Origin of the sequence: Skermania piniformis, from assembly GCF_019285775.1 — a bacterium.
GTDB classification, from domain to species: Bacteria; Actinomycetota; Actinomycetes; order Mycobacteriales; family Mycobacteriaceae; genus Skermania; species Skermania pinensis.
Genome location: NZ_CP079105.1, coordinates 3648820 through 3661333, shown reverse-complemented (window position 1 = coordinate 3661333; position 12514 = coordinate 3648820). Strand labels below are relative to the sequence as shown.

14 protein-coding genes and 1 tRNA gene are annotated in these 12514 nt (G+C 68.0%); 9 read left to right on the top strand and 6 right to left on the bottom strand.

Annotated features, from left to right (window positions below; translation table 11 throughout):
- The first annotated feature begins 27 nt into the window (after nucleotides 1-27).
- Nucleotides 28-765, top strand: coding sequence for a hypothetical protein (locus tag KV203_RS19810; protein WP_246600201.1), 738 nt, complete (start codon nucleotides 28-30; stop codon nucleotides 763-765).
- Nucleotides 762-1259 (top strand): hypothetical protein, encoded by a 498-nt coding sequence (locus tag KV203_RS17055; RefSeq protein ID WP_066474177.1) that lies wholly within the window; start codon nucleotides 762-764, stop codon nucleotides 1257-1259. The genes KV203_RS19810 and KV203_RS17055 overlap by 4 nt, the downstream gene beginning before the upstream one ends.
- Before the next feature lie 17 nt (nucleotides 1260-1276).
- On the opposite strand, the gene KV203_RS17050 is transcribed toward KV203_RS17055, so the two are convergent.
- Together KV203_RS17050 and KV203_RS17045 are read right to left on the bottom strand one after the other, a co-directional pair.
- Complete coding sequence (locus tag KV203_RS17050) at nucleotides 1277-2770, bottom strand: alpha,alpha-trehalose-phosphate synthase (UDP-forming) (protein ID WP_066474176.1); 1494 nt, start codon at nucleotides 2768-2770, stop codon at nucleotides 1277-1279.
- A gap of 54 nt (nucleotides 2771-2824) precedes the next feature.
- Nucleotides 2825-2998 (bottom strand): hypothetical protein, encoded by a 174-nt coding sequence (locus KV203_RS17045; protein ID WP_169797549.1) that lies wholly within the window; start codon nucleotides 2996-2998, stop codon nucleotides 2825-2827.
- Nucleotides 2999-3141: 143 nt separating this feature from the next.
- Here KV203_RS17045 and KV203_RS17040 point away from each other — a divergent pair, with 143 nt between their 5' ends.
- Nucleotides 3142-3945, top strand: coding sequence for an alpha/beta fold hydrolase (locus tag KV203_RS17040; RefSeq protein ID WP_066474175.1), 804 nt, complete (start codon nucleotides 3142-3144; stop codon nucleotides 3943-3945).
- Nucleotides 3946-4035: 90 nt separating this feature from the next.
- A complete protein-coding gene (locus KV203_RS17035) occupies nucleotides 4036-4284 on the top strand; it encodes an MbtH family protein (RefSeq protein ID WP_066474173.1) in 249 nt (82 codons plus the stop codon).
- A 32-nt stretch (nucleotides 4285-4316) separates the two neighbouring features.
- On the opposite strand, the gene KV203_RS17030 is transcribed toward KV203_RS17035, so the two are convergent.
- A complete protein-coding gene (locus tag KV203_RS17030; protein ID WP_066474172.1) occupies nucleotides 4317-4697 on the bottom strand; it encodes a hypothetical protein in 381 nt (126 codons plus the stop codon).
- Between the two features lie 72 nt (nucleotides 4698-4769).
- Here KV203_RS17030 and KV203_RS17025 point away from each other — a divergent pair.
- Nucleotides 4770-4844: transfer RNA gene (locus tag KV203_RS17025), tRNA-Thr, on the top strand.
- A gap of 169 nt (nucleotides 4845-5013) precedes the next feature.
- The gene (locus KV203_RS17020) at nucleotides 5014-6054 is read left to right on the top strand and encodes an XRE family transcriptional regulator (RefSeq protein WP_066474170.1); all 1041 of its coding nucleotides are present in this window, start codon (nucleotides 5014-5016) and stop codon (nucleotides 6052-6054) included.
- Nucleotides 6055-6065: 11 nt separating this feature from the next.
- Here KV203_RS17020 and KV203_RS17015 read toward each other — a convergent pair whose 3' ends face one another.
- On the bottom strand, nucleotides 6066-7712 hold the full coding sequence (locus KV203_RS17015) for a CotH kinase family protein (protein ID WP_157079955.1): 1647 nt from the start codon (nucleotides 7710-7712) through the stop codon (nucleotides 6066-6068).
- 73 nt (nucleotides 7713-7785) lie between these two features.
- On the bottom strand, nucleotides 7786-8649 hold the full coding sequence (locus KV203_RS17010; RefSeq protein ID WP_066474169.1) for an acyl-CoA thioesterase domain-containing protein: 864 nt from the start codon (nucleotides 8647-8649) through the stop codon (nucleotides 7786-7788).
- Nucleotides 8650-8703: 54 nt separating this feature from the next.
- Here KV203_RS17010 and KV203_RS17005 point away from each other — a divergent pair, with 54 nt between their 5' ends.
- The 3 genes from KV203_RS17005 to KV203_RS16995 all read left to right on the top strand — a co-directional run bounded on the left by KV203_RS17005 (nucleotide 8704) and on the right by KV203_RS16995 (nucleotide 11699).
- The gene (locus KV203_RS17005) at nucleotides 8704-9402 is read left to right on the top strand and encodes a dienelactone hydrolase family protein (protein WP_066474167.1); all 699 of its coding nucleotides are present in this window, start codon (nucleotides 8704-8706) and stop codon (nucleotides 9400-9402) included.
- A gap of 70 nt (nucleotides 9403-9472) precedes the next feature.
- On the top strand, nucleotides 9473-10174 hold the full coding sequence (locus KV203_RS17000) for a response regulator transcription factor (protein WP_066474164.1): 702 nt from the start codon (nucleotides 9473-9475) through the stop codon (nucleotides 10172-10174).
- 1 nt (nucleotide 10175) lies between these two features.
- The gene (locus KV203_RS16995; RefSeq protein WP_083530307.1) at nucleotides 10176-11699 is read left to right on the top strand and encodes a sensor histidine kinase; all 1524 of its coding nucleotides are present in this window, start codon (nucleotides 10176-10178) and stop codon (nucleotides 11697-11699) included.
- Between the two features lie 358 nt (nucleotides 11700-12057).
- Here the strand turns inward: KV203_RS16995 and KV203_RS16990 are convergent, their stop codons facing one another.
- Nucleotides 12058-12483: an HIT family protein gene (locus KV203_RS16990; RefSeq protein ID WP_066474159.1), complete on the bottom strand. Its 426-nt coding sequence runs from the start codon at nucleotides 12481-12483 to the stop codon at nucleotides 12058-12060.
- Nucleotides 12484-12514 lie beyond the last annotated feature (31 nt).

Here is a 12514-nt window from a genome sequence, read left to right as displayed (position 1 = left end):
AGCGAATCGATGTGACCAAGCGAATCGATGACTGACGCGACCCCGACCGAGTCGACCGGCGCGCCGGCGCGCCGGAGCCGTCGCCGATCCAGCCGCTCGGCCGGACCTCCGGTGACCGAATCGGCGTCGGCCGAGCAGACCGTCGCGGGTGCGGCGCCGCGAGTCGCGACGGTGACGGTGGAACACGAACCCGACTCGACGGAACCCGATTCGCCGGGAGCCGATTCGAAGAAGGCCGGTTCGGAACGATCGGAAAAGTCCGACGCCACGGCAGCTCGGTCCGGGTCGCGCAGCACGCTCCTGGTAGTGGCCGCGGCGTCGGCGATGATCGCGCTGCTTGTCGCGGTGAGCTTGCTGGCCTGGCTCGATCATCGGAACTCGGTACGCGACACGCGCCGGACGGCGGAGATCCAGGCGGCCCGGCAGATGGTGCTGAACTTGACCACGATCCATCCGGACACCGCCAAACAAGACGTCGAGCGGATTCTCGCCGACGCATCCGGCGAGTTCAAAGCGGAGTTCGACGGTCGGATCGACCCGTTCGTCGGCATCGTGACGGAGGCCAAGGTCATCACCAACGGTGAGATCATCGAGGCCGGTTTGGAGCGTGAAGACGGAACGGACGCCGACATACTGGTGGCGGCCCGCTCGATGGTCACCAACGGTGACGATGCTCAACCCACCCCGCGGGACTTCCGCTTGCGGGTCACGATCACCGAGTCGGACGGCCGTTACACCACGTCGAAAGTCGAGTTCGTCGCATGAGCCGGGTGGGCCGGGCACTGCGTAAGGCATTGCCGGTACTGGTCGTGGTGGTGGCGGTCGGCTTGCTCGGCGCGGCCGGGGTACTCGGCTACCGCGTGTGGCAGGACCGAGCGGTGGAGCAGGCCCGCACCGAGGCGATGGACGCGGCGAGCAAGCAGGCGGTGGCCATGCTGGCGTACCACGCGGTGAACGTGGAGACCGAGCTCCCTCGGGCCGCCGACGGACTCACCGGCGGATTCAAGGACGACTACGCCAAATTGATCAAAGACGTGATCATCCCCGGCGCGAAGGAGAAGCAGCTCAACGTCGACGTCACCGTTCAGGGCACCGGCGTGGTGAATGCGGCTCGGAACGAGGTGGTGGTGCTGCTGTTCATCGATCAATCGACCACCGGCAAAGACACGCCGCAGGCGGTCGTCACCGGCAGTCGGATTCGGATGACCATGCAGCACGTCGACGGCCGCTGGTTGGCTGCTGATCTGAAGCCGATCTGAGCCGATCCGCCGGGTGGTCAGCTACCGCTGGTCAGCTCGGCGGCAGGTTCGCCGAGCATCGGCTCCGGGTCCCGGACCAGGGTGTGCCCGGCCTCCGGGCCGACCGTGAGCGCGCGGAGGAACGATGCGGCCCACCGGCTCACGTCGAAGCTGAGGACCTGGCGGCGCATCGCGCGCATCCGTCGCCGCGCGTCCTCCGGGCTGTCCGTGAGCGCGGACAGGATGGCATGCTTCACCCCGTCCAGATCGTACGGATTACACAGGTAGGCCTGCCGCAGCTCGTGCGCAGCTCCGGTGAATTCGCTGAGCACCAGTCGCCCGCCCCGGTCTCCCTGGCAGGCGACGTATTCCTTGGCGACGAGGTTCATCCCGTCCCGCAGTGGGGTCACCAACATCACGTCGGCGGCGACGAAGAAGGCGATCAGCTCGTTGCGGGCTACCGGACGATGGTGGTAATGCACGACCGGCCGGCCCACTCGGCCGTACTCGCCGTTGATCCGGCCTACCCGACTCTCGATCGATGCGCGCATCCGGACGTAGGAGTCCACCCGTTCCCGGCTGGGGGTGGCCAGCTGAACCAGCACGATCTCGCCGGGGTCGAGGTCGCCGTCGGCGAGGAGTTCCTCGATGGCGGCCAGGCGAACGTCGATGCCTTTGGTGTAGTCGAGCCGGTCGACACCGAGCAGGATGGTGCGCGGATTGCCCAGCTCGGTGCGAAGTTCCCGGGCCTGCTCGCGGACTTCCCGGCGCTTGGAGATCTCGTCGATCCGGCTGGACTCGATCGAGATCGGAAATGCACCGACGCGGACCTTGCGGAAACCGACCTGGACCTCACCGAGCCGACTGCGCAGGCCCACCGACCCGCGTGAGGTCTGGTGGCCGGCGAGCCGCCGGGCCAGGTAGAGAAAGTTCTGCGCACCGCCGGGGAGCTGGAAGCCGATCAGGTCGGCACCCAGCAGCCCTTCCACGATCTCGGTCCGCCACGGCAACTGCAGGAACAGCTCGACCGGCGGAAACGGGATGTGCAGGAAGAACCCGATGGTGAGGTCGGGCCGCAACATCCGCAGCATCTTCGGCACCAGCTGCAGCTGGTAGTCCTGGACCCATACCGTCGCCCCCGGGGCGGCAGCCTTGGCCGTCACGTCGGCAAAGCGGCGGTTCACCGTCACGTAAGCGGCCCACCAGCGGCGATGGTATTCCGGTGCCACGATCACATCGTGATAGAGCGGCCAGAGGGTGGCGTTGGAGAAGCCCTCGTAGTAGTCGGTGACCTCCTGGCCGCTGAGCGGCACCGGCTGCATCGCGATGTCGTCTTCGATCAGCGGCTCGACGTCGGCGTCGGGGACCCCGGGCCAGCCGATCCAGGCACTGCTCCGCGATTCGCGGAGCACCGGCTCGAGCGCCGTGACCAGACCGCCGGGGCTTCGCTTCCAGCGCGAGCTGCCATCGGGAAGCCGTTCGAGGTCGATGGGGAGCCGATTCGCGACGACGATGAAATCGGATTCGGTCATGTCCCTCGTCCCGTCACGGCCACCCCGCCTGGGCGCCGATCCTACGGCTTCGGCTCAGTCTTCCCGGCCGTTCGGAACGATTCCCAGCATCGACAACAAGGCCCGGCATTCAGCGGCGTCGGTCGCGTACGCGGCGACCACCCGCTGTGCTTGCCGTGCGGTTTCGTCCGCCAGCGGCTCCAGCTCGCCGTCCGCGAGCCCGTTGGTAGTGTGTGATTTCGCGGCCATGGTGAATCAATACCTCCCGGCGTGCTGCCCGACCGTGCGCTCGGCTCCCCCGCGACTGTAGGAGAAATGCGTGCCGGCGCGCCACTCGCCCCGGCATCGGTTCGTCCCATCCAGCGACGAGAAAGTAATGGAGGCTGGCGCAGATGCCGGTTGCGAACGTCAACGGGATCACTCTGAGTTACCAGGTGAAAGGCACCGGACCGCTGGTGGTGCTGGTCATGGGGACCGGCAGCCCGGGCCGGGTATGGGAGCTGCATCAAGTGCCCGCGCTGGCCGCCGCCGGCTACCGAGTCTGCACCGTCGACAATCGCGGCATCGCGCCCTCGTCGGAGTGTGCGGCCGGGATCGAGATCGACGATCTGGTCGGCGACACCGCCGCGCTGATCGAGCAACTCGGCGGTGGACCGGTGTTGCTCGTCGGCACGTCGATGGGTGCGCGGGTCGCGCAGGAACTCTGCCTGGCCCGGCCGGAGCTGGTTCGCAAAGCCGTGTTCCTGGCCGGGCACGGCCGGGTCGACCTGTTTCAGCAGACGCTTTCGGCCGGTGAACACGAACTCGACGACAGCGGCGTGCGGTTGCCGGCCAAGTTCGATGCGGCCCTGGCCGCGGTGATGAACCTTTCGCCGACGACGTTGGCCGACCCGGACACCGCGCGGGATTGGCTGGATCTGTTCGAGTTCACCGGCGGGCCGGTATCCCCGGGGGTGCGGGCGCAACGCCGGATGGATCACAGCTTCGACCGGTTGGCCGCGTACGGCGCGATCACGGTGCCGTGTCTGGCGGTCGGCTTTGCCGACGATCGGATGATCCCGCCGTATCTGGCGAAGGAGGTGGCCGACGCAATTCCGGGCGCGAGTTACCGGGAAGTGCCGGATGCGGGCCACTACGGCTACCTGGAGCAACCGGCCGAAGTGAACCGGATCCTGCTCGAGTTCTTCGCCGATTGAGGGGCCGGTCGGCGGAGCTTGCTATCGTCGTCCTCGGAACCCGGGGCGACCGAAACCGTTGCCGACCTGTTGTCAACCCGATGAGGTGAGATGAGCACCAACCCTTTCGATGACGAAGACGGCCGATTTTACGTCTTGATCAACGACGAGGAGCAGCACTCGCTGTGGCCGACGTTCGCCGAGGTCCCCGCCGGCTGGCGGATCGTGTTCGGTGAGGAGAGCCGCGCCGCGTGCGTGGAGTACGTCGAGCAGAACTGGACCGACATGCGGCCGAAGAGCCTGCGGGACGCGATGGCGGCCGACGAGGCGGCGGCCAAGGCGCAGAGCGCGGCCGACTGAACCCGCTGGGGTAACCGCGGACGGCGGACGGCTCAGTCGTCCGCCACCAGGTCTTTCTCACCCAGATCGGTCGCCGCCAGCGCGGTGGCCAGATCGGGATGCTGGAACACCGAGGTCACGTGATCGTGTACCACGCGAAATGCCGATGCCACGGTCTCGGCCGGCGCCGAGGTGCCACTGCGGGTCAGCTGCTGCTCGGTGACGACGATGCCGTCCCAGGTGTACATCCGACCCGCCTCGAGGCGGATTCCGGCGGTGGTCGCCCAGACCCGCAGGGCCAACAACCCCTGCGCGCCGCCGGCCGCGCCGGCGATCTCGATATCGTCGCTGGACAGCTCCAGCAGGGTGTCGACGTCCCCGCCGTTCAGTGCGTCATGCCAGGCGAGAACGGTCGCGACCGCCGAAGTACTCATGGCTGCAACGTATCGTGTCGCCGGTCGGCGCGGGCATCTGGGCAGCAGCTGTCCGGATAAGATGACGTCGTCGCCTCCTTAGCTCAGTGGTAGAGCACTCGCCTTGTAAGCGAAAGGTCGTCAGTTCAATCCTGACAGGGGGCTCCAACTGCTTTGCAGCAGGTTCTGTGAAAAATCGTCCGCCGCTCGGACTGTCGGGTTGGCGGCAGCGGCCGAAGGTGCAAGGCTGACCGGAACTCGATCGAACCGGTTCGGCAGATGTTCGACGTGGGGCGTTGCAAGGAGAGATTGCCAAGTAACCGCTGCAGGGGGATCGATGGACGGCCTGGGAGATGTGCTCACGATTGCCCGACGGGCGCGTGGGCTTACCCGGCCCGAACTGGCCGAGCTTGTGGGAGTCACCCAGCCGGCCATCATTCGCTACGAGTCCGGCGTGGTCGATCCGGACGAGAGCACGCTGGCCGAGCTGGCCGGCGCGCTCGGGGTGACGGAAGAATTTCTCACCCACGGCAACCGATTCCGGGGCGCGCTCGCCGTCGGCGAACACATGCGTCGGCGGCGGACGAGCACGGCCGCGGCATGGCGGCAGATGGAGGCCCGGCTCAATCTGGTGCGGGTGCACGCCTCGTTCCTGTTCGAGGAGGTGTCGATCGCCAGTGAGCAGCAGGTGCCGGTCTTCGACCCGGAGTTCACCACGCCCGAGGTGGCGGCGGCGATGGTGCGCACCCAGTGGCGGCTGCCGATGGGACCGGTGCGGTATCTGACCCGCTGGTTGGAGGCGGCCGGTTGCCTGGTCTTCGAGGAGGACTTCGGCATCGAGCGCATCGACGGTCTGAGCCAATGGGTGGACGACCACCCGATCGTGCTGGTCAACGCCAACGCGACGGCGCATCGCAAACGGTTGACCAAGGCGCACGAGCTCGGCCACCTGGTCTTGCACTCGAACACACCGACCGAGCAGCTGGAGGAAGAGGCCGACCGGTTCGCGGCGGAATTCCTCATGCCGGCCGACGAGATCGGCCCGGAGTTCGACGGCATCGACCTGGGCATGCTGCCCGAGCTGGAGCGCGATTGGGGCGTCCCGATGTCGGCGCTGCTCGAGCGCGCCTACCGGTTGGGGCAGATCACGCTGGCCGAGCGGGTCGAACTGACGGCGTCGGTGAACGCCCCCGGCTGGCTGATCAGCGAGCCGGACGTCGAGGTCGCCGCGGCCGAGAAGCCCACGCTTCCGGTGCGGATCGGCAAGATCTTGCGCACCCAGGGCTTTTCCGAGGAACAGGCGGCCCGGATCGCCGGCTACGCCAACCCCAGCGAGAACCCGTTCCGCCCGGAGGTCAGCCATCTGCGGGTGGTCTGAGCCCGGCTCGCTCAGCAGAAGTACAGCTTCGTGCCGATCGGTTCCTGGTACACCCGGGGCCGGCCGCCCGGTGTCGGGTCGGTGCCGTAGGAGACCTGCGCTCCGGTCCGGACACTCGTGAGCCGGAAGTAGCCGTTGTAGGTGAACGGGTCGGCGGCACCGCTCGGTGCGATCAGGAACTCCTCGGCATGATCCACGTTCCGCGGTGGGCAGGTGTAGAGCAGCTTGTTCCCTTGGGCGGTCAGTTGGGTGTTGCTGGCGTGGAGCACCCGCCCGCCCGCCGGGTCGGTCAGCGATGTGCCGGTGCCGAGCGCGGCGAGTGTCCACCGATCGGTGCTGTCGCTCTCGTCCAGCGCGCGGTGATACACCTCGAAGTCGGTCGCGGTCGGCGTATCCGGCGGCAGTGTCTCGGTGGTGCTGGCGTGCAGGTACCGGTCGCGTTCGTCGGCCAGGTAGACGCCGTCGGTGGGGAGCCCGGCGTACAGGTAGCCGGCTGATGCGGCGAGGCGGAGCTGCCGACGCACCGTCGCGATCTCGGCGGCGAGATTCGGTACCCCGAGTCCGGCGAGCACCGTCCGCATCCGGTCGAGCAACGGTTGCAGGACTGTCTGCCGATTCTCCCGGCCGAAGACGGTATGTCGATAGACCCGGATCTGCTCGGCGAGTACCGCACGTCGGGCCGGATCGTTGCGCACCAGCCGGGCGACCACGCCGCTGTCGCCGAGCTTGAACGACCGTTCCGGCTGCAGGATCTGATCCAGGCCCCACGGGATCATCGTGAGTCGAACATCGCCGACGGCGGGCGATGCGACGGCCGGTACGTCGTTGTAGAGGTAGCTGTTGTTGGTGTTGCGGGAATAGCCGTCCCAGTGCTTGAGGAAGAACTCCATCGCGTAGAGCTGGATGAACCGGTCCAGGTCGACCACCTGAGCCAGACCGGCCACGCCGGCAGCGGCGATCCGGTCGGCGGCGAGCCGGAGGTCGGCGCGGTCCTCGAACGCGGACAACGACTCCACCCCGACGTAGCGCAGTCGGTCCGCGATCAGGTCGTCGTTGTGTTCCAGCTCGTAGAGATTTCCGTTCAGGTTCCCGTGGAAGTTGCGCTCGATGTATCGCCGCATGATCGGTTCGACGCTGACGAAGACACCCGGGCTGTTCACCCCCGGCCGGTCGGCGCCGATCAGCGTGCCGTTGACGAAAACCCGGGCATAGTTGCTGCGGGAGAACGGCAGCCCGGCCATCTCGAACAGACGGTAGCCGAGTGTCTGCCGCACGTACGATCCGTCCTGGATCGAGTTGTTCAGCGTCAGATATCGCGTGCCGATCAGTTCCTGCACCGCGGTGGAATCCCCGAACTTGCCGAAATCGATGTGCAGACAGGGCTTGTCGCTGTTCAGCGAACCGCAGAAGGACTTCTTCTTCACGCCCACCCCGGCAAAGCTGGTTCGTGCCGGAAAGATACCGCCGGAGATCTCGACCGATGTGGCCTTGCGCCAGGTGAATCGGGCGCCGCCGGTCCAGTCGAAGTTGCACACCCCACCCTTCGGCTGCTCGCTGCGTATCGCATCCCACTCGGCCGGTGGCAGGGTGATCCGCACCGTCAGGACGTTGTCCAATCCGTAGAGTGCGTCCATCGCGCGTTGTTGTCGCTCGCTCACGGTTCCCCCTGGATGCCGTCCGGTTCTTCCAGTGTGCGCCGGAACCTCGGCGTGCGCCCAGGGCTACCGCCCGCTACTCCGGACGATCCCGGCGCCGCGTGCCGGGGAAACCGCGGCTGGTGAAGTCGATGGCGCGCTTGGCGTTCGAGATGGCCGTGATCAGCACGGAGCCGAAGGTGCCCTGGCGGTCGAACATGCGGACGGTCCCGACCATGGCTCCCGCCGACTCGACGCGGTCGATTGCCGAGAGGCCGATCTGGTACCCCGTCGGCTCTCGGGTGAGGGCCAGGGTGACATCGGAATTGATGTACCCCACGCCGGCCGTGCCCCAGTTGGTGAGCATGCTGGCCCCGTCGGCGACGGCGGCAGCGGATTGGAAGCCGCTGGGTTTCTCGCCCACGACCACCGGGATCGGGGTGCTCCAGGATTCCTTACGATCCGCGTTCTGGTGCGTGGGAATATCCTGCGACCAGTCGGACGTGCTGCGGAAGAAGGGAATTCGGGGTCGTTCGGATTCCGGCGCCAGGTCGGGCGACGGCGGTGTCGGTGCGACCGTCGGGTTCCAGGTGTGCCCGGGCGCCGCTTCCGACGGCTTGACGAACGTCACCGCGGCGCGGGCAACCCGACGGTCGTCCTGGAGCAACGCGACATCGATCAGGCAGAGCCGGGATCCGTCGCGGACGATGTCGGTCGTCCACCGGATCGGCTGCATCCGGACCGGTGCGAACATGTCCACGGCGATGCGGACCGGGTGCAGATCGGCGCGGCCGTGCTCGGCCAGCGCGAGTTCCGCGCCGCGGGCCAGGGCGCCGCATACGGCCATCCCGTGGACCTGATCCGCCGACCAACTACCCAACGCCCAGCGGGTGGGGATCAGGACGGCCGGGTCGGTGTCGGCAGCGAAATAGGCCGGACCGGGTGCAGGCTGTGAATTCACGAACGGCGAGTGTATCCGCCCCGGTGCTGCAGCCGTCGGCGTAGCGTCGCTTGCGTGATCGACATCGACGTCGCGACACCGAACGGAACTATCGGCGCGGTCGTGGCGCAGCCGGCGGGAGCGGGCCCGTGGCCCGGTGTGGTGGTCGTGCACGACGCGCTCGGGATGAACGACGACCTCCGGTCGATCGCCCGGCGGATCGCCGATCAGGGCTATCTCGTGATCCTGCCGGACCTGTACTCCCGCGGCGGCGTCGTTCGCTGTCTCACCTCGGTGTACCGGGACTTGCTCCGGCATCGCGGATCGGCATTCGCCGACCTGGGCGCAGCCCGCGACCTGCTTCGCGCGCGACCGGACTGCACCGGCAAGGTGGCTGTCGTCGGCTTCTGTCTCGGTGGGGGATTCGCGTTGGTGCTGGCCAACCAGGGTTTCGACGCGTCTGCGCCGTTCTATCCGTCGATTCCGCCGACGTACGCGGCGCTGCTCGACGGCGCCTGTCCGGTGGTGGCGAGCTTCGGCGCGCGAGACCCGATCAACATCGGCAACGGCGCGCGGCTGGAACGGGCCCTGGTGCAGCGTGGGATCCGGCACGACGTGCGCACCTACCCGGGCGCCGGGCACAGTTTCGCCAACCAGGTGCCGGTCCCGGCGCTGGCCCGGGTGGCCGGCTTCGTCGGATTCGGTTACGACGCCGCCGCGGCCGACGACGCCTGGCGGCGGGTCTTCGCCTTCTTCGGCGAGCACCTGCGGTAACGCGTCCGTTCACAGGAAACATGCAGGTTTCGCCCAGGCTTCGGGCAGTGGCCTGGAGGAACATGAGTCCATGACCACCGCTCCCGAGGCCCGGGTACTCGTCGTCGACGACGAGCCGATGATCGTCGAACTGTTGTCGGTGAGCCTGCGTTTCCAGGGATTCGAGGTGGCCACCGCGGCCGACGGTGCGTCCGGACTGGACAAGGCACGCAGCTTCCGCCCGGACGTGTTGATTCTGGACGTGATGATGCCCGGGATGGACGGATTCGGCCTGCTGCGCCGGCTGCGCGCGGACGGGATCGACGCGCCCGTGCTCTTCCTGACCGCCCGCGACGAGCTGGACGACAAGCTCACCGGGTTGACCCTGGGCGCCGACGACTATGTCACCAAGCCGTTCAGCCTGGAGGAGGTGGTCACCCGGCTGCGGGTGATCCTGCGGCGCGCCGGCCGCGGCGGGGAACAGGTGCCGTCGTCCCGGATCACCTTCGCCGACCTCGAGCTGGACGACGACACGCATGAGGTGTGGAAGGCCGGGGAGCCGGTTTCGCTGTCCCCGACCGAGTTCACCCTGCTGCGATACTTCATGGTCAACGCCGGGACGGTGTTGTCCAAGCCGAAGATTCTCGATCACGTGTGGCGTTACGACTTCGGCGGCGAGGTCGGCGTGGTCGAGTCGTATGTGTCGTACCTGCGCCGCAAGATCGACACCGGGGAGAAGCGGCTGATCCACACCCTGCGCGGGGTGGGGTACGTCATGCGGGAGCCGAAATAGCATGCTCGGCCGGGTTCGGACCGCGATCGCCGGAATACCGTTGCGAGTGCTGCTCGTCGTCGCGTTGGTCATGCTCGCCGGGTTCGGCCTGTTCGCCTCGGGCGTCGCGGTCACCTCGGCGATCGAGAAGTCGCTGATCTCACGCGCGGACCAACAGCTGCGCGATGCCGCGCACGGCTGGGCGCGGGCCCGACCCGCGCCGCCGCCGTTCGCCGACCGGGATGCGGACCCCGATCCCGGCCGCCCGCCCAGTCTCTTCTACGTGGAGACCCGGGATTCCACCGGGCAGGTGGTGTTCGTGCTGAACGACGGTGTCGTGACGCCCGACCTGGACGAGGTGCCGCCGCCGGACCAGCTCGGCCCCGGCCGCCCGGTCACGGTCGGCTCGCTGGACGGCTCGTCGGTGCGCTGGCGGGCGATCGGCAGCAGCACCCCGGCGGGCAGGACGACCATCGCGATCCGGCTCACCGACGTCGACGACACGGTCGACCGGCTGGTCGTGCTGCAACTCGGGATCGGCGCGGCCGTCCTGGTTGCGCTCGGCGTCGCTGCCTATTTCGTGATCCGGCGCAGTCTGCGCCCCTTGGTCGAGGTGGAACGGACCGCGGTGGCGATCGCGGCCGGTGACCTGCATCGCCGGGTGCCGGTTCGGGGCACGAACACCGAGGTGGACCGGCTGGCGCAGGCGCTCAACGAGATGCTGTCGCAGATCCAGCGGGGCTACGCCGCGACGGCTGCGTCGGAGGACGCGGCGCGGCAGTCCGAATCCCGGATGCGCCGTTTCGTCGCCGACGCCAGCCACGAGCTACGCACCCCGCTGACCACCATCCGCGGTTACGCCGAGCTGTTCCGGCAGGGCGCGACCACCGATACGTCCATGCTGATGGGCCGGATCGAGAGCGAAGCGGTCCGGATGGGCATGCTGGTCGAAGACCTGCTCATGCTGGCCAGGCTGGATGCGCAGCGGCCGTTGGACCGGACGCCGGTCGACCTGCTGACGCTGGCCGGCGATGCGGTCCGCGACGCGCGAGCGCGGTCGCCCGAGCGCGACATCCGGCTCGAGGTCGGTACCGGCCCGGGCGGGGTGGAAGTCGCCGGGGACGAGCCGCGGCTGCGGCAGGTGCTGTCGAACCTGGTCGGCAATGCGATATCGCACACTCCGGCGGACGCGCAGGTCACGGTCCGGCTGGTGCCGCGGCCGGAGCAGGTTGCCGTGCAGGTGATCGATACCGGGCCGGGGATGGCCCCGGAGGATGCGGCTCGGGTCTTCGAGCGGTTCTACCGCACCGACGGGTCGCGCACCCGGCACACCGGCGGCACCGGGTTGGGATTGTCGATCGTGTCGTCGTTGGTCGACGCCCACGGCGGCACGGTGTCGGTGGATACCGAGCTGGGTGTCGGAACCACGTTCACCGTGGAGCTGCCGCGAATGCCGGCAGATGTCAGCGACGACGGAACTGTTCGTCGCGCTCAGCAGCAGCCTGAAGCCGCTCGTAGCCGGCTCGGGCCTCGTCGCGTGCCATGACGTGCGCCGGGCACCGGCACAGGTCCCGGTTGCGCAGGCCGGGGACCAGCAGATAAACCGGCCAGAAAAGCATGTACGGCAAGGCAGGAATGGCGTCGACGCCGCCGCCGTAGATCTTGATTCGGACGCCGTGTCGCCGCCGGTACAGAATCTTCGCTACCGCTATGCCGACGATCAGATAGCAGGGAACCACGATCAGAAACAATGCAACGGGGTCCACGGGTATTCTCCACTGTCGTGCTCGATCCTTCCGGATCGTCCTCCGGTGGAGGACGTCGTCGAGCCTATGGATCGAATTCCCCGTGGGGTATCGGCCGAACAGCTGAATCCGGCGCCCGTGCGGCGGGTACCGCTGGAATCAGTCCGGCACGCCGGCGGCGTAGCCCAGCTCGCGCAGCGCCGCGATGATCTTGGCTTGGGCCTCGTCCAACGACTCCGGGGTCGGGTTCTGCTCGGCGCCGGCGATGTCGAAATCGCCCAGGTCGTAGGCCGGGAACACGTGCAGGTGCAGGTGGGGCACTTCGAGCCCGGCGATCAGCAATCCGGCGCGGGGTGCGTCGAACGCCCGCCGGACGGCCTGCCCGATCTTCTGCGATACCTCGGTGAGCCGGCCGAACGTCGCCGGGTCGAGATCCTGCCACTGATCGATCTCGGCGCGCGGAACCACCAGGGTGTGCCCCTGGGTGACCGGCGCAATGGTCAAAAACGCGACGCACTCGTCGTCCGCCCAGACGAACCGTCCCGGCAGGTCGCCCGCGATGATCGCGCTGAACACCGTTGCCATGGCGTGAGCCTATCCCGGCCGGGCCGACGCC

Bases quoted from the DNA above. Each gene is read 5' to 3' on its own strand.
- KV203_RS17045 (WP_169797549.1), bottom strand. From the start codon at position 2,998: ATGGCCGCGAAATCACACACTACCAACGGGCTCGCGGACGGCGAGCTG.
- KV203_RS17050 (WP_066474176.1), bottom strand. From the start codon at position 2,770: ATGACCGAATCCGATTTCATCGTCGTCGCGAATCGGCTCCCCATCGAC.
- KV203_RS17040 (WP_066474175.1), top strand. From the start codon at position 3,142: ATGCCGGTTGCGAACGTCAACGGGATCACTCTGAGTTACCAGGTGAAA.
- KV203_RS16995 (WP_083530307.1), top strand. From the start codon at position 10,176: ATGCTCGGCCGGGTTCGGACCGCGATCGCCGGAATACCGTTGCGAGTG.
- KV203_RS16990 (WP_066474159.1), bottom strand. From the start codon at position 12,483: ATGGCAACGGTGTTCAGCGCGATCATCGCGGGCGACCTGCCGGGACGG.
- KV203_RS17000 (WP_066474164.1), top strand. From the start codon at position 9,473: ATGACCACCGCTCCCGAGGCCCGGGTACTCGTCGTCGACGACGAGCCG.
- KV203_RS17035 (WP_066474173.1), top strand. From the start codon at position 4,036: ATGAGCACCAACCCTTTCGATGACGAAGACGGCCGATTTTACGTCTTG.
- KV203_RS19810 (WP_246600201.1), top strand. From the start codon at position 28: ATGACTGACGCGACCCCGACCGAGTCGACCGGCGCGCCGGCGCGCCGG.
- KV203_RS17055 (WP_066474177.1), top strand. From the start codon at position 762: ATGAGCCGGGTGGGCCGGGCACTGCGTAAGGCATTGCCGGTACTGGTC.
- KV203_RS17020 (WP_066474170.1), top strand. From the start codon at position 5,014: ATGGACGGCCTGGGAGATGTGCTCACGATTGCCCGACGGGCGCGTGGG.
- KV203_RS17030 (WP_066474172.1), bottom strand. From the start codon at position 4,697: ATGAGTACTTCGGCGGTCGCGACCGTTCTCGCCTGGCATGACGCACTG.